The organism is Brevundimonas sp., from assembly GCF_013912005.1.
Classification (GTDB): domain Bacteria; phylum Pseudomonadota; class Alphaproteobacteria; order Caulobacterales; family Caulobacteraceae; genus Brevundimonas.
On the sequence record NZ_JACESB010000002.1, the window covers coordinates 31,330 to 57,988 of the forward strand.

The 26,659-nt window shown below is 71.5% G+C and carries 23 protein-coding genes; 12 read left to right on the forward strand and 11 right to left on the reverse strand.

Annotated features, from left to right (window positions below):
• Positions 1-42 precede the first annotated feature (42 nt).
• Positions 43-537: a MarR family transcriptional regulator gene (locus H2038_RS01980; RefSeq protein WP_292108782.1), complete on the reverse strand. Its 495-nt coding sequence runs from the start codon at positions 535-537 to the stop codon at positions 43-45.
• Between the two features lie 65 nt (positions 538-602).
• On the opposite strand from H2038_RS01980, the gene H2038_RS01985 reads away from it, so the two are divergent.
• The 3 genes from H2038_RS01985 to H2038_RS01995 are packed head-to-tail and all read left to right on the forward strand — an operon-like array spanning position 603 to position 5,294.
• On the forward strand, positions 603-2,378 hold the full coding sequence (locus tag H2038_RS01985) for an N-acetylglutaminylglutamine amidotransferase (RefSeq protein WP_292108783.1): 1,776 nt from the start codon (positions 603-605) through the stop codon (positions 2,376-2,378).
• Positions 2,368-4,149: an N-acetylglutaminylglutamine synthetase gene (ngg, locus tag H2038_RS01990; protein ID WP_292108784.1), complete on the forward strand. Its 1,782-nt coding sequence runs from the start codon at positions 2,368-2,370 to the stop codon at positions 4,147-4,149. The genes H2038_RS01985 and ngg overlap by 11 nt, the downstream gene beginning before the upstream one ends.
• Positions 4,150-4,172: 23 nt before the next feature.
• A complete protein-coding gene (locus tag H2038_RS01995; protein ID WP_292108785.1) occupies positions 4,173-5,294 on the forward strand; it encodes an osmoprotectant NAGGN system M42 family peptidase in 1,122 nt (373 codons plus the stop codon).
• A gap of 70 nt (positions 5,295-5,364) precedes the next feature.
• Here H2038_RS01995 and H2038_RS02000 read toward each other — a convergent pair whose 3' ends face one another.
• Positions 5,365-5,949 (reverse strand): DUF4168 domain-containing protein, encoded by a 585-nt coding sequence (locus tag H2038_RS02000; protein ID WP_292108786.1) that lies wholly within the window; start codon positions 5,947-5,949, stop codon positions 5,365-5,367.
• Between the two features lie 169 nt (positions 5,950-6,118).
• Positions 6,119-6,595, reverse strand: a complete 477-nt coding sequence (gene greA / locus H2038_RS02005; RefSeq protein WP_292108787.1) for a transcription elongation factor GreA — start codon at positions 6,593-6,595, stop codon at positions 6,119-6,121.
• Positions 6,596-6,644: 49 nt separating this feature from the next.
• Between greA and H2038_RS02010 the strand changes: the two genes are divergently transcribed.
• The 3 genes from H2038_RS02010 (at position 6,645) to H2038_RS02020 (ending at position 10,963) form a co-directional block, all read left to right on the forward strand.
• Positions 6,645-7,874, forward strand: a complete 1,230-nt coding sequence (locus H2038_RS02010; protein WP_292109078.1) for a TIGR03862 family flavoprotein — start codon at positions 6,645-6,647, stop codon at positions 7,872-7,874.
• 62 nt (positions 7,875-7,936) lie between these two features.
• Positions 7,937-9,568 (forward strand): M20/M25/M40 family metallo-hydrolase, encoded by a 1,632-nt coding sequence (locus H2038_RS02015; protein WP_292108788.1) that lies wholly within the window; start codon positions 7,937-7,939, stop codon positions 9,566-9,568.
• 261 nt (positions 9,569-9,829) lie between these two features.
• A complete protein-coding gene (locus H2038_RS02020) occupies positions 9,830-10,963 on the forward strand; it encodes a serine hydrolase domain-containing protein (protein WP_292108789.1) in 1,134 nt (377 codons plus the stop codon).
• A 115-nt stretch (positions 10,964-11,078) separates the two neighbouring features.
• Here H2038_RS02020 and rarD read toward each other — a convergent pair whose 3' ends face one another.
• Together rarD and H2038_RS02030 are read right to left on the reverse strand one after the other, a co-directional pair.
• Positions 11,079-12,008 (reverse strand): EamA family transporter RarD, encoded by a 930-nt coding sequence (gene rarD, locus H2038_RS02025; RefSeq protein WP_292108790.1) that lies wholly within the window; start codon positions 12,006-12,008, stop codon positions 11,079-11,081.
• A gap of 38 nt (positions 12,009-12,046) precedes the next feature.
• A complete protein-coding gene (locus H2038_RS02030) occupies positions 12,047-13,093 on the reverse strand; it encodes an aspartate-semialdehyde dehydrogenase (protein WP_292108791.1) in 1,047 nt (348 codons plus the stop codon).
• Positions 13,094-13,240: 147 nt separating this feature from the next.
• Between H2038_RS02030 and zapE the strand changes: the two genes are divergently transcribed.
• Together zapE and H2038_RS02040 are read left to right on the forward strand one after the other, a co-directional pair.
• Positions 13,241-14,341, forward strand: a complete 1,101-nt coding sequence (gene zapE, locus H2038_RS02035) for a cell division protein ZapE (RefSeq protein WP_292108792.1) — start codon at positions 13,241-13,243, stop codon at positions 14,339-14,341.
• A gap of 34 nt (positions 14,342-14,375) precedes the next feature.
• Positions 14,376-14,879, forward strand: a complete 504-nt coding sequence (locus tag H2038_RS02040; RefSeq protein WP_292108793.1) for a YbjN domain-containing protein — start codon at positions 14,376-14,378, stop codon at positions 14,877-14,879.
• Between the two features lie 52 nt (positions 14,880-14,931).
• On the opposite strand, the gene mdh is transcribed toward H2038_RS02040, so the two are convergent.
• Positions 14,932-15,894, reverse strand: coding sequence for a malate dehydrogenase (gene mdh / locus H2038_RS02045; protein ID WP_292108794.1), 963 nt, complete (start codon positions 15,892-15,894; stop codon positions 14,932-14,934).
• Between the two features lie 111 nt (positions 15,895-16,005).
• Here mdh and H2038_RS02050 point away from each other — a divergent pair, with 111 nt between their 5' ends.
• The 4 genes from H2038_RS02050 (at position 16,006) to H2038_RS02065 (ending at position 23,097) form a co-directional block, all read left to right on the forward strand.
• Positions 16,006-16,800, forward strand: a complete 795-nt coding sequence (locus H2038_RS02050) for an EcsC family protein (RefSeq protein ID WP_292108795.1) — start codon at positions 16,006-16,008, stop codon at positions 16,798-16,800.
• Between the two features lie 99 nt (positions 16,801-16,899).
• Positions 16,900-19,134, forward strand: coding sequence for a catalase/peroxidase HPI (katG, locus tag H2038_RS02055; RefSeq protein ID WP_292108796.1), 2,235 nt, complete (start codon positions 16,900-16,902; stop codon positions 19,132-19,134).
• A gap of 128 nt (positions 19,135-19,262) precedes the next feature.
• Complete coding sequence (locus H2038_RS02060; protein ID WP_292108797.1) at positions 19,263-20,150, forward strand: hydrogen peroxide-inducible genes activator; 888 nt, start codon at positions 19,263-19,265, stop codon at positions 20,148-20,150.
• 88 nt (positions 20,151-20,238) lie between these two features.
• Entirely contained in the window at positions 20,239-23,097 is a 2,859-nt protein-coding gene (locus tag H2038_RS02065; protein ID WP_292108798.1) for a pitrilysin family protein, read from the forward strand.
• A gap of 3 nt (positions 23,098-23,100) precedes the next feature.
• Here H2038_RS02065 and H2038_RS02070 read toward each other — a convergent pair whose 3' ends face one another.
• From H2038_RS02070 to H2038_RS02090, 5 genes are all read right to left on the reverse strand, one after another.
• Complete coding sequence (locus H2038_RS02070) at positions 23,101-23,922, reverse strand: serine protease (protein WP_292108799.1); 822 nt, start codon at positions 23,920-23,922, stop codon at positions 23,101-23,103.
• A 17-nt stretch (positions 23,923-23,939) separates the two neighbouring features.
• Positions 23,940-24,326 (reverse strand): four helix bundle protein, encoded by a 387-nt coding sequence (locus H2038_RS02075; protein ID WP_292108800.1) that lies wholly within the window; start codon positions 24,324-24,326, stop codon positions 23,940-23,942.
• Positions 24,327-24,381: 55 nt separating this feature from the next.
• The gene (locus H2038_RS02080; protein WP_292108801.1) at positions 24,382-24,825 is read right to left on the reverse strand and encodes a DUF350 domain-containing protein; all 444 of its coding nucleotides are present in this window, start codon (positions 24,823-24,825) and stop codon (positions 24,382-24,384) included.
• Between the two features lie 90 nt (positions 24,826-24,915).
• On the reverse strand, positions 24,916-26,073 hold the full coding sequence (gene rlmN, locus H2038_RS02085; protein ID WP_292108802.1) for a 23S rRNA (adenine(2503)-C(2))-methyltransferase RlmN: 1,158 nt from the start codon (positions 26,071-26,073) through the stop codon (positions 24,916-24,918).
• 75 nt (positions 26,074-26,148) lie between these two features.
• A complete protein-coding gene (locus tag H2038_RS02090) occupies positions 26,149-26,556 on the reverse strand; it encodes a metallopeptidase family protein (RefSeq protein WP_292108803.1) in 408 nt (135 codons plus the stop codon).
• Positions 26,557-26,659 lie beyond the last annotated feature (103 nt).

Sequence of the window (26,659 nt, forward strand, 5' to 3'; positions counted from 1 at the left end):
GTCCGGAAACGGGCCCGCCCTTTCTGCGTCCGGCGACGGCTTTCAGCCGGCCTGCGCCGCCGCCGGGCTCTCCTCGTCGGCCACGGCGTCGAAGACGATCAGGTCGGTGACGGTCTGGATCGCCGCCGCCAGGGCCTCGCGCTGGTCGGCGGGCAACGCGGCCAGGGCCCGCATCGCCCGCGGGCGCAGCAGGCCCGGGGCGCCAGCCACGGCGGCCTCGCCCTCCGGCGTCAGCCGGGCGTGGACGATGCGCCGGTCGCTGGTCGAGCGATAGCGGACGATCAGGCCGCGCGCCTCCAGCCGGTCCAGCACGGCGACCACGGTCGGGGCGGACATGGAGACGTCGCGCGAGACGGCGTGGGTGCTGACCTCGCCCAGGGCGCGGATCGACTGCAGCACCAGCAGCTGCGGCAGGGTCAGGCCGGTCAGGCGGGCCATCTCGCGCGAGCGCACGTCGATGGCCTGGGCGATGCGCCGCACCGAACGGACGAGGGCGGCGGTCGGGTCCGGGGCGGCGTCGGGCGAAAAGTCGCTCATCGGGTTGAAACTCTTTCGTGCACTAACCATTTGTCCACGCTGCTTCCACAAATCAAGGAGGGCCCATGTGCGGTCTGAGCGGCGAGATCAATTTCGACGGGCGGCCGGCCGACGCGGGCGCGCTGCAGCGGATGACGGATGCGCTCTCGCCCCGCGGACCGGACGGCGAGGGCCTGGTGCTGCGCGGCCCGGTGGGGCTGGGGCACCGCCGGCTGAAGATCATCGACCTGTCGGAGAAGGCCCAGCAGCCGATGGTCGACGCCGACCTCGGGATCACCCTGGCCTTCAACGGCTGCATCTACAATTATCCGGAGCTGCGTGAGGAGCTGCAGGGGCTGGGCTTCCGCTTCTTCTCGCACGGCGATACCGAGGTGATCATCAAGGCCTGGAAGGCCTGGGGCGACCGCTGCGTCGACCGCTTCAAGGGCATGTTCGCCTTCGTCCTGCACGAGCGGGACAGCGGGCGGGTGGTGATCGCCCGCGACCGCTTCGGCATCAAGCCGCTGTATCTCGCCGAAAAGGGCAGGCGGCTGCGCTTCGCCTCCAGCCTGCCGGCCCTGCTGGCGGCTGGCGACGTGGACACCGCGATCGATCCGGTCGGCCTGCACCACTACATGACCTTCCATGCGGTGGTCCCGCCGCCGCACACCCTGCTGAAGGGCGTGAAGAAGTTCCCGCCGGCGACGATCCGGGTGATCGAGGCGGACGGGACGGCGAAGGACCGGCTGTACTGGCGGCCCGACATGACCCGTCATGCGGAGGACGCCTCGCTGACCGCCGAGGACTGGCGCGACCGGGTGCTGGACAGCCTGCGCGCGGCGGTGAAACGGCGCATGGTCGCCGACGTGCCGGTGGGCGTGCTGCTGTCGGGCGGGGTCGACTCCAGCCTGATCGTCGGCCTGCTGGCCGAGCTGGGCCAGAAGGATCTGATGACCTTCTCGGTCGGCTTCGAGGAGGCCAACGGGGAGAAGGGCGACGAGTTCGTCTGGTCCGACCTGATCGCGAAGCACTACGGCACGAAGCACCACAAGATCTTCGTGCCGCACCAGCGGCTGATGGAGGCCCTGCCCGGGACCATCGGCGCGATGTCGGAGCCGATGGTGAGCTACGACAACGTCGGCTTCTACCTGCTCAGCCAGGAGGTCTCGAAGCACATCAAGGTGGTGCAGTCGGGCCAGGGCGCGGACGAGGTGTTCGGCGGCTACCACTGGTACCCGCCGATGGTCGACGCCGCCGACCCGGTCGAGACCTATGCGAAGGCCTTCTTCGACCGCAGCCACGAGACGCTGAAGACCCAGCTGAACGGGGCGTACATGGCCGACACCGACGTCAGCCGGGCGCTGGTCGAGGCGCATTTCGCGCAGCCCGGCGCCGACACGCCGGTGGACAAGGCGCTGCGGCTGGACAGCCAGGTGATGCTGGTCGACGACCCGGTGAAGCGGGTCGACAACATGACCATGGCGTGGGGCCTGGAGGCGCGGGTGCCCTTCCTCGACCACGAGCTGGTCGAGCTGGCGGGCCGGATCCCGCCCGAACACAAGCTGGCCCAGGGCGGCAAGGGGGTGCTGAAGGAGGCGGCGCGTCTGGTGATCCCGTCCGAGGTCATCGACCGCAAGAAGGGCTACTTCCCCGTCCCGGCCCTGAAATACATCCAGGGGCCGTACCTCGACCTGGTGCGCGACGCCCTGACCAATCAGGCGGCGCGGGACCGCGGCCTGTTCGATCCCGCCTATCTCGGGCGCCTGTTCGACGATCCCACGGCACATATCACCCCGCTGCGGGGTTCAGAGCTGTGGCAAGTCGCCGTTCTCGAGATGTGGATGCAGCAGCATGGCCTCTGACGCCCGGCCCCTCACGCGCAACGCCCACCGGCTGAAGCGCCTGCGGCACGAGGGGCTGAAGCCGCCCGTGCAGACCGGCGAAGGGCCGGTCCCCAATGCGGTGCTGGATTGCGGATGGGGGCGGCTGCTGTTCGCCCAGACCTTCGACAGCGCCGACCCGCTGGTGGAGGCCCTGCGGGCCGAGCAGCCGGACCGCCGCGACATCGCCTTCTACGTGCGCAATCCGCATGTCCTGCTGGCCCAGGCGCCGCAGGAGGTCTTCCTCGACCCCTCGCACGCCTACCGGCTGGACCTGTCGACCTATCGCGCCAGCCGGCGCCAGCCGCGCGGCTTCACGGTCCGCCGGCTGATCCCCGAGGCCGACGCCCACGCCGTGAACGAGATCTACGCCAAGCGCCGGATGGTGCAGGTGCCGCCCGAGTTCTTCGCATCGACCCGCGACGATCGGGCCCTGATCTATTTCGTGGCCGAGGACACCACCACCGGTGCGGTGATCGGCACGGTGACGGGCGTCAACCACGCCCGCGCCTTCGAGGATCCCGAGTGCGGCTCGTCGCTGTGGTGCCTCGCCGTCGATCCCCAGGCCAGCCAGCCCGGCATCGGCGAGGCCCTGGTGCGCCGGCTGGCCGAGCATTTCGAGACCCTCGGGCTGGCCTACATGGATCTGTCGGTGATGCACGACAACGTCCAGGCCATCGCCCTGTACGAGAAGCTGGGCTTCCGGCGCGTCCACTTCTTCGGGGTCAAGCGCAAGAACCCGATCAACGAGGTGCTGTTCGTGGGGCCCAGCGAGGACCGGGGCCTCAATCCCTATGGCCGCATCATCGTCGACGAGGCGCGGCGCCGGGGCATCCACGCCGAGATCATCGACGCCGAGGGCGGCCTGTTCCGGCTGAGCTGGGGCGGCCGCTCGGTGCGCTGCCGGGAGAGCCTGTCGGAGCTGACCTCGGCGGTGGCCCTGAGCATCTGCGACGACAAGCGGATGACGCGGCGCATCGTCGAGGCCGCCGGCGTGCGGGCGCCCGCACGCATCGATCCGGACGACGAGGCCGCCATCCGCGCCGCCCTGGAGACCTACGGCAGCCTGGTGGTCAAGCCGGCGCGCGGCGAGCAGGGCAAGGGCGTCGCCGTGGGCCTGACCGGGATGGACGAGGTGCAGGCGGCGCTGGAGCGGGCGCGCCGGATCTGCTCGGAGGTGCTGATCGAGGAACAGGTGCAGGGCGAGGACCTGCGGCTGGTGGTGATCGACTACCAGGTGGTGGCGTGCGCCCTGCGCCGGCCGCCGCGCGTCGTCGGCGACGGGAGCTCCAGCCTGCGCGCCCTGATCGAACACCAGAGCCGCCGGCGCGAGGCCGCGACCGGGGGCGAGTCCCGCATCCCGATCGACGACGAGACGGAGCGGACCCTCGCCGAGGCCGGCTACCGGCTCGACGACGTGGCCCCGGCGGGCGAGGAGATCATGGTGCGAAAGGCCGCCAACCTGCACCTCGGCGGCACCATTCACGACGTGACCGAAGAGGTGCACCCGGAGCTGATCCGGGCGGCCGTCGCCGCCGCCCGCGCCATCGACATCCCGGTGACCGGCATCGACCTGATGGTCCGCTCGCACCGCGAGCCGGAGTACGCCTTCATCGAGGCCAACGAACGGCCCGGCCTGGCCAACCATGAGCCGCAGCCCACCGCCGAGCGGTTCATCGACCTGCTGTTTCCGCTGTCGGCGTCCGCCGCCGCCCGGACCGCGGCCCGCCCGGACCTCGCCAGCCCCGCATGAGCCCGAAGCCCGAAGGAGCGCCCTTGCCCCGACCCGCGATCGACCTCGCCTATCTGAAGACCCGCCTGGCGGACCTGCTCAACACCCCCAGCCCCACCGGCTACACGGACGAGGCGGTGTGGGTGGTGTGCCGCGAGCTGGGGCGGCTGGGCCTGACCTATGAGCTGACCCGCCGGGGGGCGATCCGCGCCCGCCTGCCGGGCCGGAACCCGCGCCCGGCCCGCGCCGTCGTCGCCCACGTCGACACCCTGGGCGCGCAGGTGAAGGCGGTGAAGGACAGCGGCCGCCTCGAACTCGTGCCCATCGGCCACTGGTCGTCGCGCTTCGCCGAGGGGGCGCGGGCGACGATCTTCTCCGAAGGGGGGACCTACCGCGGCACCATCCTGCCGCTGAAGGCGTCCGGCCACACCTTCAACGAGGAGGTCGACAGCCAGCCGGTCAGCTGGCGGCAGGTCGAGCTGCGCATCGACGCCGTGACCCGCAGCCGGGCCGAGACGCACGCCCTGGGCGTCGAGATCGGCGACATCGTCGCGATCGATCCGCAGCCGGAGTTTCTGGACAGCGGCTACATCGTCTCGCGCCACCTCGACGACAAGGCCGGGGTGGCGACCATGCTGGCGGCGCTGGAGTGCATGATCCGGGAGGAGCGGGTCCCGACCGTCGACACCTGGTGGCTGTTCACCATCGCCGAGGAGGTCGGGCACGGCGCCTCCTCGGTGCTGGTCCCCGACGTGGCCTCGATGGTGACGGTCGACAACGGCACGACCGCCCCCGGACAGAATTCATCCGAGTTCGGCGTCACCATCGCCATGGCCGACCAGACCGGGCCGTTCGACTGGCACCTGACGCGCAAGCTGGTCCACCTCGCCCGCGACCACGACATTCCGCACCAGAAGGACGTGTTCCGCTACTACCGCTCGGACTCGGCCTCGGCGCTGGAGGCGGGGGCCGACATCCGGACCGCCCTTCTGACCTTCGGCATCGACGCCAGCCACGGCTACGAGCGCATCCACGAGAGCGCGCTGGGGGACCTCGCCCGCCTGCTGATCGCCTATGCCGAGAGCGAGGTGGAGATCGGCCGCGACGCCGACGCCCTGAGCGGGGTCAAGGGCTTCACCCACCAGCCTATCGACGACGCTGGCTGACGCGAAAAAGGGCGGGCCCTGCGGCCCGCCCTTCCTGTCCGGTCAGCCGGACGGTTTCGATCCTGGCCGGTCAGCCCTCGCGGCGGGCGCCGGCGAGGGCGACGCGCGCCTGGAGCCGCTCGTCGGCGCGCAGCGCGGCCGAGATGGCGTTGAACCGCTCCAGCTCCAGGCCGGAGGCGGCGATGGCCTCGGCCATGGCCGTCTGCTGCTCGGCGGTCGGCGCGGCGCCGTTGAGTTGCTCCGCAATCGGACGGACGCCGGCCATGGCCGCGGCGAACTGGTCGAGCTCGGCGTCGGTGACGGCGGCGCCGACCGAGCCGGCCGGCGAGTCTGGCGCGCGGGCGACGGCGAGGCGGGCGGCGAGGACATCGTCGCCGGCCTGGACGGTCTGGGAGATGGCGTTGAAGCGTTCGAGCGTCAGGCCCGCGCCCTCGATGGCGGCGACCATGGCGGCCTGCTGTTCCGGGGTGATCTGGCCCTGCACCTGGGCCTGCACGGCCCGCACGCCTTCCTCCGCGGCGGCGTAGCTGTCCAGTTCGGCGTCGGTCACGTCCTGCCGCGCGACAGCGGCAGAGGGGACGGCGGCGGCGGCGGCGATCGCCGGAGCGCCGGCGAAGGCGAGCGCGGAGGCGGCGGCGAGAAGGGTGAGGCGCATCAACTGTTTCCTTTCGTTCTCCGCACGACGAGCGGTGGCTCAAGGCGTGACCGCAGGGTCACGTCTCCCGGACGCGCGGAAGCACTGAGGGAGAAGGGGGAGGGCCCTGAACCTGGGGGAGCGGCCGCCGGGTGTCAAACCGGGGGACGGGATCGTGATCGGCGCGTGATCAGTCGACGGCCACGATCTCCACGGTCTGGCCCGCCACCACCGCCTCGTCGCCGGGGCGTTTTCCGAGCAGGGCGCGGGCCAGGGGCGAGACGTGGCTGACCGAGCCGGCGGCGGGATCCGCCTCGTCCTCGCCGACGATCCGCCAGGTCTGGCGACGGCCGTCGTCGCGCTCGATGGCCACCGACCCGCCGAAGCGCACGCGTCCGTCCGGCGCCGTCTCGACCAGCTGGGCCGACGCCCGCCGCGCCGACCAGTAGCGCAGGTCGCGGGTCGCCCGGGCCATGGCGGTGCGGTCGGCCTCGATCGATCCCTGCGCCTGGGCCGCGGCCCAGGCCGCCCGGGCCGCGGCCAGGGCCGCGTCGATGGCGGCGAGGCCCGCAGGCGTGACGAGATTTGGATGCGGCGAGATCGGACGGTCGGGCAGGTCGGCGGCCGTGGCCTCCAGATCCTCCTCGCGGGTAAAGGCGACGCTCATGGACAGGGAGCGTATGGCGCCGCCCGCCGTTCCGGTCCATCTGGACCCCATGGATGCAATGAAGACGGTGCACGTGATCGGGGCCGGCCCGGCGGGGCTGATGGCCGCCGAACGGCTGGCGCAGGCCGGGGGGCGGGCGGTCGTCCACGAGGCCATGCCCTCGGTCGCGCGCAAATTCCTGATGGCCGGGCGGGGCGGCCTGAACCTGACCCATTCGGAGCCGTCCGAGGCCTTCGTCGCGCGCTACGGCGAGGCGGCGCCGACGGTCGCCCGATGGCTGGAGCGGTTCTCCCCGACGCATCTGGTCGGCTGGGCCGAAGGGCTGGGGCAGACGACCTTCACCGGTTCCTCCGGCCGCGTGTTCCCGCAGACGATGAAGGCCTCGCCGCTGCTGCGGGCGTGGCTGGGGCGGCTGGCGGATCTGGGCGTCGAGGTGCGGACCCGGTCGCGCTGGACCGGAGCCCGCCTGGGCGGGGATGACAACAGGCTGGAGCTGGTCCTTGCGACGCCGGAGGGGGAGCGCATCGAGCGGCCGGACGCGGTGGTGCTGGCGCTCGGCGGGGCGAGCTGGCCGCGGCTGGGCAGCGACGGCGCCTGGACCGACCAGCTGGCCGCGGCGGGAGTGGAGGTCGCGCCGCTCACCGCCTCCAACATGGGCTTCGACGTGGCGTGGTCGCCGGTCTTCGCCGACCGCTTCGCCGGCCAGCCCCTGAAGAATGTGGCGCTCAGCCATGCCGGACGAACCGTTCGCGGCGAGGCCATGGTGACGCGGTACGGGCTGGAGGGCGGGGCGGTCTACGCCCTGTCGGCGGCGCTGCGCGAGACCGTGGCCCGGGACGGGGCGGCGGAGCTGGTCGTGGATCTGCGGCCCGATCTGGGGGAGGCGGCGCTGGCGGCGCGGCTGGCGCGGCCGCGCGGCAAGGACAGCGTGTCGAACTGGCTGCGGAAGGCGGCCGGGCTGTCGCCGGCGGCGGTCGGCCTGCTGCGCGAGATCCCGGGCGACATTCCGGCCGGAGCGGAGAAGCTGGCGAAGCGGATCAAGGCGGTGCGGCTGCGCCTCGCCGGGGCCCAGGGGCTGGCGCGGGCGATCTCCTCCGCCGGCGGCGTGCGGCTGGACCAGGTCGACGAGCGGCTGATGCTGAAGGCCGTGCCGGGCGTCTTCGTGGCCGGCGAAATGCTGGACTGGGAGGCGCCGACCGGGGGCTATCTGCTGCAGGCCTGCTTCGCCTCCGGCGTGGTCGCGGGCGAGGGGGCGCGGGACTGGCTGGCGGAACGGTGACGCTCGACTCTGCTCCGCGAGGGGGTCAGGGTGCGCCCCTCCCCGACCAGAGAGAGACCGCCATGCGCCCGTTCCGCCTCGCCCTGCTCGCCTCCGCCGCCGTGCTGACCGCCGGTCCGGCGCTCGCCCAGAACGCCGATCCGGCCCGTCTGAACGAGCACACCCGGGTGCTGGCCTCCGACGCGTTCGAAGGCCGGGGCGTGGCGACGCCGGGCGAGGAGAAGACGATCGAATACCTCGTCGCGCAGTTCGAGGCGCTGGGGCTGGAGCCGGGCGGTCCGGACGGATCCTGGACCCAGACGGCGCAGCTGAGCCGCACCCAGCAGTCGGGCCCGGCGACGATCGTCGCCCGCACGCCGCAGGGCGAGATGCGGCTGGAGCGCGGTCCGGAGGTGCTGGTCGCCAGCGACCGGCCGGTGGAGCGGATCACCGTCACCGACGCCCCGGTGGTCTTCGCCGGCTATGGCGTGGAGGCCCCGGAGCGGAACTGGGACGACTTCAAGGGCATGGACCTGAAGGACAAGATCCTGCTGGTCATCGTCAACGACCCGGATTTCAACGCCCCCGAGGGACACCCGGTGGCGGACCGCTTCGACGGGCGGGCGATGACCTTCTACGGGCGCTGGACCTACAAGTTCCAGGAGGCGGCGGAGCAGGGGGCGGCCGGCGTGCTGGTCATCCATGACGACGAGGGCGCCGGTTACGGCTGGTCGGTGCTGGAGGGCTCGTCGACGGCGCCGGACTTCGACATCGTGCGCGAGAACTGGGCGGCCGAGCGGGTTCCGGCCCAGGGCTGGATCCAGGGTCCGGTGGCCGAGCGGCTGCTGGCGGCGGCGGGGCTCGACCTGGACGAGCTGCGGACGCAGGCGCGCTCGGCCGACTTCCGGCCGGTCGAACTGCCGGGGACGACCCTGTCGATCGACTTCGGCCAGACCCACGCCAACATCGAGAGCCGCAACGTGCTGGCCCGCGTCCCCGGGGCCGAGCGGCCGGACGAGACGGTGCTGTACGGCGCCCACTGGGACGCCTACGGGCGGGCCACGCCGGTGGACGGGGACGACATCTACAACGGGGCCGTGGACAACGCGACCGGCGTCGCCGCCCTGCTGGAGCTGGCGCGGCTGTTCAGGGAAGGCGCGCCGCCGGAGCGGTCGGTGGTGTTCGCCGCCTGGACCGCCGAGGAGTCGGGCCTGCTCGGGGCCGAGTACTACGCCGCCAACCCGGTCTGGCCGCTGGAGACGACGGTGGCCAACATCAACATCGACAGCCTTCTTCCCGGGACGGAGGTTTCGCCCGAGATCGTGGTCATCGGCCCGGGCAAGAGCGAGACCGATCAATGGCTGGAGCGCCGCGCCGAGGCGGCGGGGCGGCGGTTGATCCCCGATCCGGCGCCGCACGCCGGCGGCTTCTATCGCTCGGACCACTTCCCGCTGGCGAAGACGGGGGTGCCGGCCCTGTTCGGGGTCGCCGGCTTCACCGGCCACAACGCCGCCAGCGCCGACTATGTCGCCAACCGCTACCACAAGCCCTCGGACGAATGGACGCCGGAGTGGACCATGGACGCGGCGGCCGTCGACGTGGACCTGCTCTATGCGGTGGGGCGCGACCTGGCGGACAGCGAGGCCTGGCCCGAATGGAATGCGGGGGCGGAGTTCGAGGCGGCGCGGCAGGCGTCGGCGGCGGCGCGGGAGTAGCCGTCAGACCACGGACGGAGCGGCGGCCAGCCAGCCGATGCAGGCGGCGATGAACACCAGCTCGCTCACGACCAGAACGAAGACCCAGTGGAGCCGGAGAAAACGGAGCATCGGAAAGGGCCTCGAACCACGCGTACAGGGAACCGGGCGGGGGCGGCGATCCGCCCCGGCCGCCCTAACCGCCGGGAGCCGCAGGAGTTCCAGGACAATCCGGCCCGGGGCGCCGTCGACGGGCCGGCGTGGGCGCGATAACAGGACCCCATGACCGACCTGCCCGAGATCCGCGGCGTCTGCCCGCCTGAATTCGCCGCGCTGAAGGACGCCTTCGCCGCCAACTTCACGGACGCGCCCGAGGGGCTGGACGAGCAGGGCGCGCGGTTCAGCCTCTGCATCGACGGCGAGGTGGCGGTCGACCTGATCGGCGGCTGGGCCGATGCGGCGGGGACCGTCCCGTATGCGGCGGAGACCCTGACGCCGGTGTTCTCCACCGGCAAGGCGGTGATGGCCCTGCTGATCGCGACCTGCGTCGAGCGCGGCCTGCTGGATTACGAGCGGCCCGTCGCCGACTTCTGGCCGGCCTTCGGGCAGGCGGGCAAGGACGCCGTCACCGTCGCCCAGTTGATGAGCCACCAGGCGGGGCTGCCGGGCTTCGACGCGGCGGTCGAGCCGGCCATCTGGTTCGACCGTGCGGCGGTGCTGGACCGGCTGTGCGCCCAGGCGCCGATGTGGGCCCCCGGAACCGCCAGCGGCTATCACCCGATCACCATCGGCTATCTGGCGGGGGAGCTGTTCCGGATCGTCGACGGCCGGACCATGGGGACGGCGCTGCGCGAGGACTTCCCCGGGCTGGACCTGTGGATCGGCCTGCCGGAGTCCGAACACGGACGGGTGGCGCAGATGAAGAAGCCGACCGCCGCGCCGGACCTGGGCGAGATCGACGACATCAAGCGATCGGCCTTCCTCGACCGGGGCTCGGCGCCGGGCGGGCGCGGCTCGACCGAGTGGCGAATGGCGGAGATTCCGTCGGCCAACCTGCACGGCACGGCCCGCGATCTGGCGCGGATCATGGCGGTGGTCGCCACCGGCGCCTTCGAGGGGCGGCCGGTGCTGTCGGAGGCGACGCGGGCGGCGGCGCTGCAGGAGCGCATCCGCGGCCAGGACCGGGTGCTGCCCTTCGACATGGGCTGGGCGGCGGGCTGGACCCGCAACGTCGGGCTGAAGGTGTTCGGCCCCGGCGAGCAGACGGTCGGCCACTACGGCTGGGGCGGCTCGTGCGCCTTCGCCGACCCGGAGCGGCGGCTGTCGGGCAGCTATGTGATGACGCGCCAGTCGCGGCATCTGATCGGGGATCCGCGCGCGGTGCGGCTGATCGAGGCGGCGTACAGGAGGTTTTAGGTTCCAGGTTCTAGGTTCTAGGTTCTAGGTTCTAGGTATTAGGTTCTAGGGGCTAGGGAACCGAACACCGCCGCCCTTCCCTGGAACCTAGCACCTGGAACCTGGAACCTAGAACCTACACAGGCTCCGCCGCGTCCTTCAGGGCGCGCCGGGCGGCCTGCCGGCGGTGCAGGGCCGCCGCCGCGAACACCGCCGCCCCGCCCCAGATGAAGGCGAAGGACGCCACGCGGAGGCCGGTCAGGGGCTCCCCCGCCGCGACCCCGACCGCGAACTGGAGGGTCGGGGCGAGGAACTGGATGAAGCCGATGGTCGACAGCGGCAGGCGGCGGGCGGACCAGGCGAACAGGGCCAGCGGCAGCACGGTGGCGGGGCCGTTGGCCAGCGCCCAGAGGGTGTTCCCCGCGCTGTCGAAGGCGGCGCCGGCGCCGGTCGACTGCAGCCAGATCACCCAGGCGAGGCCGAGCGGCGCCAGCAGCAGGCACTCGACGAACAGGCCGGCCTGGGCGTCGACCGGAATGCGCTTGCGGATCACGCCGTAGGTGGCGAACGACAGGGCCAGCACGATGGAGATCCACGGCGGACGGCCCAGCGCGGCGGTCTGGAAGGCGACGCCGACGGCGGCCAGGCCGATGGCGACCCAGCCCCATCGGTCGATCCGTTCCCGGAACAGCCACAGGCCCACGACCATGTTGAGCAGCGGGTTGATGTAGTAGCCGAGGCTGGCCTCGAGCGTGGCGCCATGGGTGGTGGCCCAGACGTAGATGCCCCAGTTGAGGCCGATCAGGGCCGTGGAGAAGGCCAGCCAGGCGAGGGTGCGGGGGCTGCGGAAGACGGCCGTGACCTGGCCGCCCTGCCGCGCCAGCCAGACCAGAAGGGCCGCCACGGCCACCGCCCAGACGCAGCGGTGGGCGAGGATCTCCAGCGAATCGAAGCCCGCCGCCGCCTGGCCCATGAACAGCAGGGGCATGAGCCCCCACAGGGTGTAGCAGGCGAAGGCGGACAGCAGGGCGGCGCGGCCCGTGTCGGCGCCGGAGGGGGTGGCCATGATCTACTCCTGCCGTGGGGAGCCGGCGGACGGAGGGGTCAGACGGTGATCGAGCGATAGCCGCTCTTCGGCTGGATGGTCCCGGACTCGTCGAGCAGCTGGGCGATCTGGACGGCGTTCAGGGCCGCGCCCTTGCGCAGGTTGTCGGAGACGACCCAGAAGCTCAGGCCGTTGGGAACGGTCGGATCCTGGCGGATGCGGGAGACATGGACGGCGAACTCGCCGGCGGCGTCGACCGGGGTGACGTAGCCGTCGGCCTCCTGCTTGTCGACGACCATGACGCCGGGCGCCTCGCGCAGGATGGCGCGGGCCTCGTCGGGGGTGATCGGACGGTCGAACTCGACGGTGACGGCCTCCGAGTGGCCCACGAAGACCGGCACCCGCACGCAGGTGACGGTGAGCCGGATGTCGGGGTCCAGCATCTTGTGGGTCTCGTCCCACATCTTGGCCTCTTCATCGGTGTAGCCGTCGTCGCGGAACGAGCCGATGAAGGGGATGACGTTGAAGGCGATCTGCTTGGGGAAGAATTTCGGGCTGGCGTCGCCGAGGCCGTAGATGGCCTTGGTCTGGTTCCACAGCTCGTCCATGCCCTCCTTCCCGGCGCCGGAGACCGACTGGTAGGTCGAGACCACGGCGCGGGTGATCTTCGCCGCGTCGTGCAGGGGCTTCAGCGCCACCACCAGCTGGGCGGTCGAGCAGTTCGGGTTGGCGACGATGTTCTTCCTCGTGGCCAGCTTCACATCGTCGGGGTTCACCTCGGGGACGATCAGCGGCACGTCCGGGTCCATGCGGAAGGCCGAGGAATTGTCGATGACCATGGCCCCGGCCTTGCCGATCTTTTCGGACCATTCCTTCGACACCGCCCCGCCGGCGGACATCAGCACGATGTCGACGGTCGAGAAGTCGAAGGTCTCGAGATCCTCGCACTTCACGGTGCGGTCGCCGAAGGCCACCTCGACGCCCTTGGACTTGCGGGAGGCGAGGGCGTGAAGCTTCGAGACCGGAAATTGCAGCTCGTCCAGGATGTTGAGCATCTCCTGGCCGACATTGCCGGTGGCGCCCACGACGGCGACGACATAGCTCATGCTTGGTAGTCCTTCGGACGCGCTGTCGCTCGCGACGCGGTCGCACGCGGCTTGAGCGCGATTTGGTGGTGAGGCGTGCATGTAGGCCTTCGCGGGCGCGAAGCAATCGCTTTTCAGGCGCGGCGGGGGCGGCTAAGCCCGAGAACGATGCCCTCCCGCATTCGCACCGCTTATGAAGAGCGGCTGGCCGACGGCCGGCTGACCCCCGATCCGTCGCAGCGCCCGGTGGTCGACGCCCTCGCCCGGGTCGAGCGGGATCTGGCGAAGCGCGGCCTGTTCGGGCGCACGCCCGAGGTGCGCGGCCTGTACCTGTGGGGCCCGCCGGGGCGGGGCAAGTCGCTGCTGATGGACCTGTTCTGCGCCTGCGCGCCCGAGCCGCGGAAGACGCGGGCGCACTTCCACGTGTTCATGGCGCGGGTGCACGGCCTGATCCGTCAGTGGCGCGAGGGCGACGCCGCCGCGCGGAAGCAGGTGTTCGGCCAGTCGAAGGGGGATGACCCGATCCGTCCGACGGCGGAGCTGATCGCCTCCGAGGCGCGGCTGCTGTGTTTCGACGAGCTGCAGGTCACCGACATCGGCGACGCGATGATCCTGGGCCGGCTGTTCGAGGTCCTGTTCGAGAAGAAGGTGGTGCTGGTCGTCACCTCCAACCGCGCGCCGGACCAGCTGTACCTGAACGGGCTCAACCGGCAGCTCTTCCTGCCCTTCATCGACATGATCGAGAGCCGCTGCGCGGTGGTCGAGGTGGGCGGCGCGCGCGACTGGCGGCTGGACCGGATCATGGGCGGGCGGGTCTGGTACGCCCCGGCCGACACGGGGCGGCGGCAGGGATTCGAGCACCTGTGGGACCAGTTGAAGGGCGAGCAGGACGAGGCGCCGACGACCCTGCACGTGCAGGGCCGGGAGGTGACGCTGGAGCGGACGGACGGGGGGCTGGCGCGCGCCACCTTCGCCGAGCTCTGCGCCCGGCCGCTGGGCGCGGCGGACTATCTGGCCATCGCGGAGCGGTTCCACACCCTGTTCCTCGAGGACGTGCCGGTGCTGGGGCCCGACAATCACCACGAGGCGCGGCGCTTCGTGACCCTCGTCGACGCCCTCTACGAGGCGGGCACCCGGCTGGTGGTCCTGGCGGCGGCGCGGCCGGAAGCCCTGTACCGCCAGGGCGTCGGCGCCTTCGAGTTCGAGCGCACCGTATCCCGCCTCAATGAGATGGCCAGCGCGGACTGGCTGGCGCGGGAGCGGGATTGAGCGCTAGGTTGGGTCCGCATCGCCGGAGACCCCCATGCGCCTGACCGCCTGTTTCGCCGCCCTCTCCCTCCTGGTCGCCGCCGCGCCCGCCGCGGCCCAGACATCGCAACCTGGACTGCCCATCAGCGAGGTCTCGACCTGGATCGCCTCCAAGGGCGGCGAGGTGCAGCCGGTCCAGCGGCAGGGCGAGGACACCTGGATCACGGTCCGGGACGGCGCCCTCACCTGGCTGGTGTTCTTCTACGGCTGTCAGAACGACGTCTGCAGCGACGTCCAGTACTCGGCCAGCTTCACCAATGAGGCGATCACCCCCGAGATCCTGAACGTCTGGAATCGCGATCACCGCTTCCTCAAGGCCTTCCACATCCCGGCGGAGGGCGGCGGGATCACCGCGGTGGTGCAGTACGATCTGCTGCTGCAGCCGGGCGGGGTGGAGCAGTTGAACGATCCGACCAGCGTCTGGGTGGGGCTGCTGGAGGCCTTCGCCCGTGAGGTCGGTTACCTGCCGCCGGCCGCGGCGCAGCCGTCGCCGCAATAGAAAAGGGCCGCGGTCGCCCGCGGCCCCTTCACGCCTGGTGGTTTCCGGCGGGTCAGGCCAGCGAGGCGTCCTGCTGCTTGCAGGCCTCGATCAGGCCCTTCACCGAGTCGACCGACTTCGCCAGCATGGCCTTCTCGTCGTCGGTGGTGGTGAACTCGACGATCTTCTCGACGCCGCCGGCGCCGATCAGGGCCGGCAGGCCGACGTAGAGGTCGTTCAGGCCGTACTGGCCCGACACCCAGACGGCGCAGGGCAGGACGCGCTTCTGGTCGAGCAGGTAGGAGCGGGCCATGGCGATGGCGCTCTCGGCCGGGGCGTAGAAGGCCGAGCCGGTCTTGAGCAGGGCGACGATCTCGCCGCCGCCCTTGCGGGTGCGCTCGACGATGGCGTCGAGGTCGACCTGGGTCATGAAGCCGGCCTTGACGGCGTCCGGCAGGGGCAGGCCGCCGACGGTCGAGTGGCGCACCATCGGCACCATGTCGTCGCCGTGGCCGCCCAGGGTCCAGGCGTGGATGTCCTGCACCGAGACGCCGGTCTTTTCAGCCAGGAAGTAGGCGAAGCGCGCCGAGTCCAGCACGCCGGCCATGCCGACGACCTTCTCCTTGGGCAGGCCCGAGAACTTCTGCAGCGCCCAGACCATGGCGTCGAGCGGGTTGGTGATGCAGATCACGAAGGCGTTCGGAGCGTGCTTCGCGATGCCCTCGCCGACGGCCTTCATGACCTTCAGGTTGATGCCGATCAGGTCGTCGCGGCTCATGCCCGGCTTGCGCGGCACGCCGGCGGTGACGATGCAGACGTCGGCGCCGGCGATGTCGGCGTAGTCGTTGGCGCCCTTCAGGGCCACGTCCTGGCCGAACACGGCGGTGGCCTCGGCGATGTCGAGGCCCTTGCCCTGCGGGGTGCCCTCGGCGATGTCGAACAGGATCACGTCGCCCAGCGCCTCGCGCGCGCAGATGTGGGCCAGGGTGCCGCCGATCATGCCGGCGCCGATGAGGGCGATCTTCGCGCGAGCCATGCGTTGTGTCTCCGGGAGGAATGGGGTGTGCGGTTGCGAAACCGCGATCGACCGGGGGTCTAGACCCGGCGGCGCGACCCTGCAACCGTGACGCCGCGTCACGGAGAGAGCATGGCCCGACCGCCCGAGAGTCCCCGCCGGACCCTGCCCGAGATGGTGGCGCCGGAAGACGTGCCCGGGGGCCTGCTGACGGTCGCCGACGAGGGCGCGATCCAGGCCGAACTGGCGGCCTGGCGCGCGAAGGTGCTGAAGCGCCCGGGGCTGTGGGACCGGGCCTCGCGCGCGACCCAGGCCCGGATCAACCGGGCCATCCCCGAGCGGGTGCACGCCATCGTCACCTCCGGGGTGGAGGCGATGACGAAAGGAATCCTGACCGGGTCGGAGGTGCTGAACGTCCGGCCGCCGGCGGGCGGATCGCTGGCGGCGCGCGAGGCGAAGGCGCGGGCGCTGATCCGCACCTACCGCAACACCGCAGGCGTCGAGGGCGGCGTCGCCGGGGCGGGCGGTTTCGTGCTGGCGGCGGCGGACTTCCCGGCCCTGATGGCGATCAAGGTGCGGATGCTGGCCGACATCGCCTCGGTCTACGGCTGGGGCGGCGGGGCGCCGCGCGAACGGCTGTTCCTGCTGCACGTCTTCCACCTGGCCTTCGCCAGCGCCGAACGTCGCCCGGAGGCGCTGCGGGCGCTGGAGGAGTGGATCGCCGGCGCGGGGGCGGCCGAGGTCGCCGACTACGACTGGCGGCGCTTCCAGCAGGAGTACCGGGACTACATCGACCTCGCCAAGATGGCCCAGCTGATCCCGGTGGTCGGCGCGCCGATCGGGGCGGTGGTCAACTGGCGGCTGGTCGACCGCCTCGGCGAGACGGCGATGATGGCGTGCCGGATGCGGTGGTTCGCGGCGGTATAAGCTGAGCCGCTGACGCCGACAAAATCTATCGATTTTACTTTGCCCGGGAGCGGGCACAGGCTGACCCTCGAACCCGCTGGAAGCAGGAGGAGGAAAGCCATGGACGGATCCGCTGGAAGCCCGCTGAGCGACCCGAAAAAGGAGCCGGCGGCGCTGAGATCGCTGCTGGGTCGCACCAATCGCGACTGGTGGCCGAACCAGCTGTCGCTCGACATCCTGCACCAGCACGGCAAGTCGGGCGACCCGATGGGCGACGACTTCGACTACGCCGAGGCTTTCCTGTCGCTGGACTACGAGGCGGTGAAGCGCGACCTGACCGCGCTCATGACCGACAGCCAGCCGTGGTGGCCGGCGGACTACGGCCACTACGGTCCCTTCTTCATCCGCATGGCCTGGCACTCGGCCGGGACCTACCGCACCGGCGACGGCCGCGGCGGCGCCACCTCCGGCTCGCAGCGCTTCGCCCCGCTGAACAGCTGGCCGGACAACGCCAACCTCGACAAGGCCCGCCGCCTGCTGTGGCCGATCAAGCAGAAGTACGGGGCGAAGCTGTCGTGGGCCGACCTGATGATCATGGCCGGCAATGTGGCCATCGAGAGCATGGGCGGGCCGGTGTTCGGCTTCGGCGGCGGCCGCAAGGACATCTGGGAGCCGATGCGCGACATCTACTGGGGCACCGAGGAGGAGTGGCTCGGCGAGACCCGCATCGACGAGGAATCCGGCAAGGCGCTGGAGAACCCGCTGGCCGCGATCCAGATGGGCCTGATCTACGTCAATCCCGAGGGGCCCGGCGGCAAGCCCGACCCGCTGCAGTCGGCGCGCGACATCCGCGAGACCTTCGCGCGCATGGGCATGAACGACGAGGAGACCCTCGCCCTGACCGCCGGCGGCCACACCTTCGGCAAGTGCCACGGCGCCGGCGACGCCTCCAAGGTCGGGGCCGAGCCGGAAGGGTCGGACATCGCCCAGCAGGGGCTCGGCTGGCAGAGCAGCCATGAGAGCGGCATGGGCGACCACACCATCACCTCGGGCCTCGAGGGGGCGTGGACGCCGACCCCGATCCGCTGGTCGATGAACTACTTCCGCATGCTGCTGGAGTACGACTACGAGCTGGTGAAGAGTCCCGCCGGCGCGTGGCAGTGGCAGCCGAAGGACCAGAAGCCCGAGGACATGGCGCCGGCGGCGCACAACCCGTCCCGGCGGGTCCCGACGATGATGACCACGGCCGACATGGCCTTCAAGGTCGACCCGAAGTACCGGGAGATCGCCGAGCGCCTCTACCGCAACCCGGACCAGTTCGCCGACGCCTTCGCCCGCGCCTGGTTCAAGCTGTGCCACCGCGACATGGGCCCGAAGGCCCGCTACCTCGGGCCGGAGGTTCCGGTGGAGGACCTGATCTGGCAGGACCCGATCCCCGAGGCCGACTACGCCCCGATCGACGCCGCCGACGTGGCGACGCTGAAGCGGCGCATCGCGGAGAGCGGCCTGTCGGTGGCCGATCTGGTCAAGACCGCCTGGGCCTCGGCCTCGACCTACCGCTGCTCGGACCACCGCGGCGGGGCCAACGGGGCGCGCATCCGGCTGGAGCCGCAGCGCAACTGGGAGGTCAACGAGCCGGCCGAACTGGACCGGGTGCTGAAGACCTACGAGCGTATCAAGGCCGACTTCGACGGTTCGGCGACCGGCGGCAAGAAGGTGTCGCTGGCCGACCTGATCGTGCTGGGCGGCTCGGTCGGGATCGAACAGGCGGCCAGGGCGGCGGGTCACGACATCGAGGTTCCCTTCTCCCCGGGCCGCACCGACGCCTCGGCCGCGCAGACCGACGCCGACAGCTTCGACGTGCTGGAGCCCAGGGCCGACGGCTTCCGCAACTATCTGAGCGTGCGCTTCAGCGTGCCGACCGAGGAGCTGCTGGTCGACCGCTCGCAACTGCTGGGCCTGACCGCCCCGCAGATGACGGTGCTGGTCGGGGGGCTGCGGGTGCTGGGGGCCAACCATGGCGGCTCCAGGCACGGCGTGCTGACCGATCGTCCGGGCCAGCTGACCAACGACTTCTTCGTCCACCTGCTCGACATGGGCACGGCGTGGAAGGAGGTCGACGACCGCGGCGACGAGGTCTTCGTCGGCGCCTGCCGCAGGACCGGCGAGGAGAAGTGGACCGCCACCCGCACCGACCTGGTGTTCGGCTCCAACTCGCAGCTGCGGGCGCTGTCGGAGGTCTATGCGTCGGCGGATGCGGGCGAGAAGTTCGTCCGCGACTTCGTTCGCGCCTGGACCCAGGTGATGAACGCCGACCGCTTCGACCTGTCGCGGCCGCAGCGGCGGGCCGCCTGATCCGCACCCTCCCCGGGGCCGGTCGCGGGCGCTTCGGCGCCGGCGGCCGGTCCGGTGCGACGCGGCCGATCGATAAGAAAGCTCAATCAGCCTTTGCGACCGGCATAGGAAAGCCCTATGTCGGCCGCATGCTCCCGACCCTGCGCCAGCTCCACTATCTCAAGCTCCTCGCCGAGCACGCCTCCTTCAGCCGCGCCGCCGAGGCGGCGCACGTCAGCCAGCCCGCCCTGTCGGCCGGGGTGCAGGAGCTGGAGAAGATTCTCGGCGCGCCGGTGGTGGAGCGCACGCGCGGCAATGTGCAGCTGACGGCGGTCGGGGCCGAGGCGGTGAAGCGGGCCGAGGACGTGCTGGCCCGCACCGAGGATCTGGTCGAGGCCGCGCGCAACGCGGGCAAGCCGCTGTCGGGCCGCTTCCGCCTGGGGGTGATCCCGACCGTGGCGCCCTTCCTGCTGCCGGCCCGGCTGCCCGACCTGCGCGAGGCCTATCCCAAGCTGCGCCTGTTCATCCGCGAGGACCTGACGCCGCGGCTGGTGGCGGCGCTCAAGGCGGGGCATCTCGACGCCGCGGTGATCGCCCTGCCCTACACGGCCCACGGCGTGGACCACGCGCGCATCGGCGACGACGAGATCCTCGCCGCCGCCCCGGCCGGGCATGCGCTGGCCGGGGAGGGGCCGATCGCCCCCGGCTCGCTGAAGGCCGACGACCTGATCCTGCTGGAGGACGGCCACTGCCTGCGCGACCAGGCGCTGGCCGCCTGCAACATCGAGGCGCCCAAGGGCGACGACGTCTTCGCCGCGACCAGCCTGCACACCCTGGTGCAGATGGTGTCCTCGGGGCTGGGGGTCAGCTTCCTGCCCGAGATGGCCGTGCGGGCCGGGCTGGCGGACGCGCCGGGCGTGGTGGTGCGGCCGATTTCGGCCCGGGCGCCGCGGCGGGAGATCGTGGTCGCCTGGCGCACCGGGTCCAGCCGCGCCGGCGAAGCCCGGCTGCTGGCCGAGGCGCTGAAGCTGGACTGATCCTGCATTACGACTCCGTAAGGTGCGGGGCGGGATTTCGGCCTGTTAGGGTCTCGCGCGCCCGTCCCGTCGTTCCCGGAGCCCGTCCATGAAGTCCCGCCTGATTCTGTCCGCCGCCGCCTCGGCGCTTCTGCTGGGCCTGCCGGCCGCGGCCATTGCTGACGTCGCCGCCCCCGCGGTCGCCGCCGCCCCGGCCCAGGCCGCGGTCGAGGTGCCGCCGCTGGGCTTCACCCGCCGGGTGCTGGACAACGGGCTGGAGGTCTACTCCGCCCGCGACGCCTCGACCTCCAACGTGACCGTGCAGGTCTGGTACCGGGTCGGGTCCAAGGACGATCCGGCCGGCCGCTCGGGCTTCGCCCACCTGTTCGAGCACCTGATGTTCAAGGCGACGGAGAACATGCCGTCGGAGAGCTTCGACCGGCTCACCGAGGACGTGGGCGGCATGAACAACGCCTTCACCGCCGACGACGTCACCGCCTACTACGAGGTGGTGCCGGCCAATCACCTCGAGCGCATCCTGTTCGCCGAGGCGGACCGCATGGGCTCGCTGGTGGTCGACGAGCCGACCTTCGTGTCCGAACGGGACGTGGTGAAGGAGGAGTACCGGCAGCGCATCCTCGCCAGCCCCTACGGACGGCTGTTCGGCCTGTTCGCGCCGCAGACCATCTACCAGGAACATCCGTACCGGCGGCCCGGCATCGGCTCCATCGAGGAGCTGGACTCCTCGACCCTTGAGGACGTGCTGCGCTTCCACGCCACCTACTACCGGCCCGACAACGCCATCCTGATCGTCGCCGGCAATTTCGACCCGGCCCAGCTGGACGCGTGGGTCGACCGGTACTTCGCGCCGCTGCAGCGGCCGTCGACGCCGCTGCCCACCAATGCGGTCGCCGAGCCGGAGCCGACGCAGCCGCGCTCGGCCACCTACCATGCGCCGAACGTGCCGCTGCCCGCCGTGGTGCTGGGCTGGAACACCGTGCCCTACGGCCACCCCGACCGCGCCGCCCTGACGGTGCTGGACGGCATCCTGTCCACCGGCGAGAGCAGCCGCCTGTACCGGTCGCTGGTCTATGAACAGCAGATCGCCGCCCAGGCGAGCTCCAGCCCCGACTTCGCCCAGCAGGCCGGCAATCTGACCGCCTACGCCATCATGGCCCAGGGCCAGACGGTGGAGGCCGGCAAGGCGGCGCTGGAGGCCGAGGTCGGCCGCCTGCGCGACGCCCCGGTGAGCGCCGCGGAACTGGCCGAGGCGAAGAACGAGCTGGTGGCCAACGCCCTGCGCGGCCGCGAGAGCATCGAGGATCGCGCCACCACGCTCGGCATGGCCCTGATCATGACCGGCGATCCGACCGCCGCGGACCGCGAGATCGCCGAGATCCAGGCGGTGACGGCGGCCGACGTGCAGCGGGTGGCCCGGCGCTACCTGACGCCGCAGCGCCAGATCACCATCAACTACCTGCCGGCCGACGAGCAGAACGCGCCGAGCGTGCAGAACATGAACGTCGACGCCCCGATCACCGTCGCCGCCCTGGCGCCGGCCCGGCCGGTCGCGACCCTGCTGCCCGAGGCCGAGCGGGCGCGGCTGCCGGAGGCGGGGCCGGAGGTCTCGCCGGCGACGCCGGCGATCGCCGACTTCCGCCTCGACAACGGCCTGCGCGTGCTGGTCGCGCCGATGGAGGGCCTGCCGCTGGTCTCGGCGCGCCTGAACTTCGACGCCGGCTCCGCCCACGATCCGGCCGGCCGCCCCGGGGTGGCGTCGATGACCGCCGCCCTGCTGACCCAGGGCACCGCCAGCCGCTCGGCCCCGGAGATCGCCACCGCCATCGAGCGTCTCGGCGCCGCCGTCGGCGCCGGCTCGGGTCCGGACTTCACCAACGTCTACGCCAACGCGCCCAAGGACGTGTTCGACGAGACGGTGGCCCTGATGGCCGATCTGGTCCGCAACCCCGCCTTCGCCGGGGAGGAGCTGGAGCGACAGCAGGCCCAGACGCTGGACAACCTGCGCGTGGCGCTCAGCCAGCCGGGCTCGGTCGCCGGCCAGTCGGTGGGCCGGGTGGTCTATGGCGACGCGCCCTACGCCGCCCCCGGGGGCGGCACCCTGGAGAGCGTGCCCGCCATCACCCGCGAGGACGTCGCCGCCTTCCACGCCGCGCGCTACCGCCCGTCCGACGCCACCCTGGTGTTCTCCGGCGACATCACCGAGGCCGAGGCCCGGGCGCTGGCGCAGCAGGCCTTCGGCGACTGGCGCGACCCGGCGGGCGCCGCTCCGGCGGTCGCCGACAAGGCCGGCCCGGCGCTGCCGCCGCGGATCGTGGTCATCGACCAGCCGGGCGCCGGCCAGGCGGCGGTGACCGCCGCCATCCGCGGCGTCTCACGCACGGACGCCGACTACTTCCCGCTGACGCTGGGCAACACCCTGCTGGGCGGCGGCTTCTCCTCGCGCCTCAACCAGGAGATCCGCATCAAGCGGGGCCTGAGCTACGGCGCCCGCGCCGGGCTGGGGGCGCGCGAGGACGAGGGCCTGTTCACCGCCTCGACCCAGACCAAGAACGAGACCGCGGTCGAGGTCGCCGACCTCATCCTCGCCGAGATCGGCCGGATGGGGACGAGCGCGCCGACCCAGGCCGAACTGGCGCCGCGCCGGGCGACGCTGATCGGCGGCTTCGGCCGCTCGCTGGAGACGGTGGACGGCCTCGGGGGGCTCGTCGCCGAGCTGGCGTTGTACGACCTGCCGATGAGCGAGCTGGCGGACTACGCCGGCCGGGTGCGGGCGGTGACGCCGGAGGAGGTGCAGGCGGCCTTCGCCGAGCACCTGCCGGCGGATCGGGCCAGCCTGGTGATCGTCGGCGACGCCTCGGTGTTCCTCGAGGCGCTGCGGGCGAAGTATCCCTCGGTCGAGGTCATTCCGCTGTCGGAGCTGGACCTCGGATCGGCCGCGCTGCGGTAGGCTTCACGCGGACAGGCAGACGACCTGCGCCACGCGGAGCTCGCGGCGCAGTTCGTCGGCCACCAGGCCATAGTTGTCGATGGTGACGATGCGGCCCGTCAGGGGCTCGTCGGCCTTCTGCAGGCCGCGCACCGCGGGGCCGAAGGTGTCGGGGGCGGTGGTGTAGATCCGGCCGCGGCGGGGGCTCTCGGCGATGGTCACGCCGACCGCGCGTCCCTGCCGGTCGAGCACCGGGCTCCCCGACAGCCCCGCCAGGGTGCCGCCGAGGCCATCGGTGCGGCCCACCTCGGCCCAGGCCAGCACCGGCTCGTCCCGCTGGCCGCGGCCGCGTACCTTGAGGGTCTCACGGCCCAGCAGCCGGGATGCGACCTCGCCGGCGCGCGCCTGCGGAAAGCCCGGGTGGAAGCCGCGCTGGTTCTCGCGCAGGCCGCCCAGCTCCGCCACGGGGATGGCCGGCGGACCGCCCCGGGTCTGGAGAACCGCGACGTCGGCGCGGGGGGCGAGGCGCACGTCGGCGGCCACGGCCCGGCCGCCGCCGACCTTGATCGCCGGCTGCCGACAGCCCTCGACGACATGCCGGGCCGTCACCCACAGGCCCTCGTCCGCGATCGAGAAGGCGGTGCCGGAGCTCGGCTGGAAAGGGATGTCCGGCGCGTGGACCGTCACCGAGGGATCGAACGGGGTGACAGGGCCCAGCAGGGCGCCCTCCGTCTCGTCCGGCGGCGGCGGCGCCGGCGGCGCGTCGGCGTTCTCGCGGCGGTTCAGGGAGGCGATGAGCAGGACGCCCACGACAGCAGCGTAGATGGTCCAGTCGGGGACGCGCATGGAGCAGGTTCTAGGTTCTAGGGGCCAGGTTCTAGGGGGCTCGGAGAGGAGGCGAGGCGGCTTCTCAAGGATGTCAGCATTCGCCCGACCTCCTCCGCCTGCACAAGGAGGGAGTTGATGGGGGTCGGGGGTGCGAGGTCGAGATCCCGAACCAGGAGAAGGAAGGTCTCGAGTTCAGCCAGGGAGCCCCTGGCGATGCTGACGAACTGCCCATAATCCTTGCGGGTCCCACGGCCGTGCCCCTCGGCGAGGTTCGCCGGAATGGATGTCGCCGCGCGGATCATCTGGCCCGAAATCCGATACTCCTCGTTTTTCGGCATCTGGCGCGTCAGACGGTAGACGTCCGCCGCCAACACCATGCCCTTCCTCCACACCGTCAGGTCGCGGTACGAACGAACCGACATGTCGGCTCCCTCCGGAATGGACCCCAGAACCTAGTCCCTACAACCTAGCACCTTCTCACCCGGTCAGCGCGGCGGCGAGGATCAGCGCCGTGGCCAGCTTGGCGCCGACGAGAAGCACCGCGGCGGCGACCTCGCCCTCGCGGATGCGCTGGGGCAGGCCGGTCAGAAGCACGTCGACGACGCGGAAGGCGAGCAGCTGGAGCACCACGGTGGCGACGCCCCACAGCATGATGTCCTTGAGCGAGGTCGACACGCTGAGGCTGACCGCCAGGGGGATCGACAGGCCGACCAGAACGCCGGCGAAGGCCACCGCCGCGGCCGCGTTGCCCTCGCGGATCAGGGCGATCTCCTTCCACGGCGTCAGCAGGGCGTAGATCACCGCGCCCGCCAGCATCAGGACGAGGGTGACGCCGAGGTGGGCCAGCGTGGTCGGAAAGCCGGTGGCGAAGGCCTGGACCTCGGCGCTGTCAAGCACGCGGGAAAGGGACGGGGAGTCCATGGACATCCATGCAGGTGGCGATCCGACATGGATTGCCCGCTTTCCGCCGCATTCCGCAAGCGCCATGACGCCACAGTTGGTGAGCGATTGTTACGCCGCCGCCTGCTCCGCCTTGCGCAGGGCCGAGGCGCGCACCTTTTCGCTCTCGCTCTTCAGCTGGCCGCAGGCGGCGAGGATGTCGCGGCCGCGGGGGGTGCGGATCGGGCTGGCGTAGCCGGCGCGGTTGAGGATGGCGGCGAAGGCCTCGATCGTCTTCCAGTCCGAGCACTGGTAGTCCGTGCCCGGCCAGGGGTTGAACGGGATCAGGTTGATCTTGGCGGGGACGCCCTGGATCAGCTTGACCAACGCCCGGGCTTCCTCGGGGCTGTCGTTGACGCCCTTGAGCATCACGTACTCGAAGGTCACGCGGCGCGCGTTGCCGAGGCCCGGATAGGCGCGGATGGCGGCCATCAGCTGCTCGAGCGGATACTTCCTGTTCAAGGGCACCAGCACGTCGCGCAGCGGGTCGTTGGTGGCGTGCAGGCTGATCGCCAGCATGGTCTGGGTGCGCTCGCCCAGCTCGGGGATCATCGGCACCACGCCCGAGGTCGAGACGGTGATGCGCCGGCGCGAGATGGCGATGCCCTCGCCGTCGGAGATGATGTCGATGGCGTTCGCCACGTGGTCGAGATTGTACAGCGGCTCGCCCATGCCCATGAACACGATGTTCGACAGGCGGCGGTCCTCCTTGGGCGAGGGCCATTCGCCGAGGTCGTCGCGGGCGACCTGGACCTGGGCCACGATCTCGGCGGCGGTCAGGTTGCGGACCAGCTTCTGGGTGCCGGTGTGGCAGAAGGTGCAGTTGAGGGTGCAGCCGACCTGGGACGACACGCACAGGGCCCCGGCGCGGCCGACGTCGGGGATGTAGACGGTCTCGATCTCGATGCCCGGGGCGGTGCGGATCAGCCATTTGCGGGTGCCGTCCTTCGACACCTGCCGCTCCACGATCTCGGGGCGGGCGAGGGTGAAGGCCTCGGCCAGCTTCGCCTGCATGTCCCTCGCCACATTGGTCATCGCCGCGAAGTCGACGACGCCGTAGTGATGAATCCAGCTCCAGATCTGGCTGGCCCGCATCTTCGCCTTCTCCGGCGGACAGACCCCGCCGTCGACCAGGGCCTGGCGCAGTTCTTCGCGCGTCAGACCGGACAGGTTGACGGGCGCCGCGGGAGCGGCGGCGGGCGTGCGCGACAGGTCGAGCGTCAGGCTCAAGGCGGGATCCTTCGGCGGCGGGAGGCGCGCCTTATACCACAGAACGGGCTGGATTTAAGGCGGCCGGCCCGGCGGTCAGTCAGCGCTGTCCTCGATATGGTGGATCTGGTCGTCGTCGAGGCCGAAGTGGTGGCCGATCTCGTGGATGAGCACGTGGGCGATGATCTGCCCGAGACCGACGTCGCCGCGCTCGCACCACTCGTCGAGGATGGGGCGGCGGTAGAGGAAGATGCGCGCCGGCTCCGGCGCCGGGCCCATCTCGTCGCGCCGCCCGATGTCGACGCCGAAGTACAGGCCCGTGAGCTCGAACGGGTCCTCGATGTCCATGGCGGCGAGGGTCTCGTCGTCCGCGAAGTCGTCCACGCGGATCACGACGTCTCCGGCCAGGGTGCGGAAGGGGTCGGGGAGGTCGTCGAACGCCTTGCGCGCCAGACGGGCGAAGTCGTCGAGGGAGGGGGCGAGCTGGTCGGTCCACTGCTGCATAGGGATGAGGGATTAGGGATGAGGGATGATGTTGGGAAGGGTTCCGGCCCCCGCCGGGCGCCGCGTCTGCAATCTCTCATCCCTCATCCCTAGTCCCTCATCC

Coding starts and splice junctions, on each gene's coding strand:
- H2038_RS02080 (WP_292108801.1), bottom strand. CDS start 24,825: ATGGACTCCCCGTCCCTTTCCCGCGTGCTTGACAGCGCCGAGGTCCAG.
- H2038_RS02020 (WP_292108789.1), top strand. CDS start 9,830: ATGACCGACCTGCCCGAGATCCGCGGCGTCTGCCCGCCTGAATTCGCC.
- H2038_RS01980 (WP_292108782.1), bottom strand. CDS start 537: ATGAGCGACTTTTCGCCCGACGCCGCCCCGGACCCGACCGCCGCCCTC.
- H2038_RS02060 (WP_292108797.1), top strand. CDS start 19,263: ATGCTCCCGACCCTGCGCCAGCTCCACTATCTCAAGCTCCTCGCCGAG.
- H2038_RS02030 (WP_292108791.1), bottom strand. CDS start 13,093: ATGAGCTATGTCGTCGCCGTCGTGGGCGCCACCGGCAATGTCGGCCAG.
- H2038_RS02040 (WP_292108793.1), top strand. CDS start 14,376: ATGCGCCTGACCGCCTGTTTCGCCGCCCTCTCCCTCCTGGTCGCCGCC.
- H2038_RS02075 (WP_292108800.1), bottom strand. CDS start 24,326: ATGTCGGTTCGTTCGTACCGCGACCTGACGGTGTGGAGGAAGGGCATG.
- H2038_RS02015 (WP_292108788.1), top strand. CDS start 7,937: ATGCGCCCGTTCCGCCTCGCCCTGCTCGCCTCCGCCGCCGTGCTGACC.
- H2038_RS02065 (WP_292108798.1), top strand. CDS start 20,239: ATGAAGTCCCGCCTGATTCTGTCCGCCGCCGCCTCGGCGCTTCTGCTG.
- H2038_RS02090 (WP_292108803.1), bottom strand. CDS start 26,556: ATGCAGCAGTGGACCGACCAGCTCGCCCCCTCCCTCGACGACTTCGCC.
- katG (WP_292108796.1), top strand. CDS start 16,900: ATGGACGGATCCGCTGGAAGCCCGCTGAGCGACCCGAAAAAGGAGCCG.
- H2038_RS01985 (WP_292108783.1), top strand. CDS start 603: ATGTGCGGTCTGAGCGGCGAGATCAATTTCGACGGGCGGCCGGCCGAC.
- zapE (WP_292108792.1), top strand. CDS start 13,241: ATGCCCTCCCGCATTCGCACCGCTTATGAAGAGCGGCTGGCCGACGGC.
- greA (WP_292108787.1), bottom strand. CDS start 6,595: ATGAGCGTCGCCTTTACCCGCGAGGAGGATCTGGAGGCCACGGCCGCC.
- mdh (WP_292108794.1), bottom strand. CDS start 15,894: ATGGCTCGCGCGAAGATCGCCCTCATCGGCGCCGGCATGATCGGCGGC.
- H2038_RS02000 (WP_292108786.1), bottom strand. CDS start 5,949: ATGCGCCTCACCCTTCTCGCCGCCGCCTCCGCGCTCGCCTTCGCCGGC.
- H2038_RS02010 (WP_292109078.1), top strand. CDS start 6,645: ATGGATGCAATGAAGACGGTGCACGTGATCGGGGCCGGCCCGGCGGGG.
- ngg (WP_292108784.1), top strand. CDS start 2,368: ATGGCCTCTGACGCCCGGCCCCTCACGCGCAACGCCCACCGGCTGAAG.
- H2038_RS02050 (WP_292108795.1), top strand. CDS start 16,006: ATGGCCCGACCGCCCGAGAGTCCCCGCCGGACCCTGCCCGAGATGGTG.
- H2038_RS02070 (WP_292108799.1), bottom strand. CDS start 23,922: ATGCGCGTCCCCGACTGGACCATCTACGCTGCTGTCGTGGGCGTCCTG.
- rarD (WP_292108790.1), bottom strand. CDS start 12,008: ATGGCCACCCCCTCCGGCGCCGACACGGGCCGCGCCGCCCTGCTGTCC.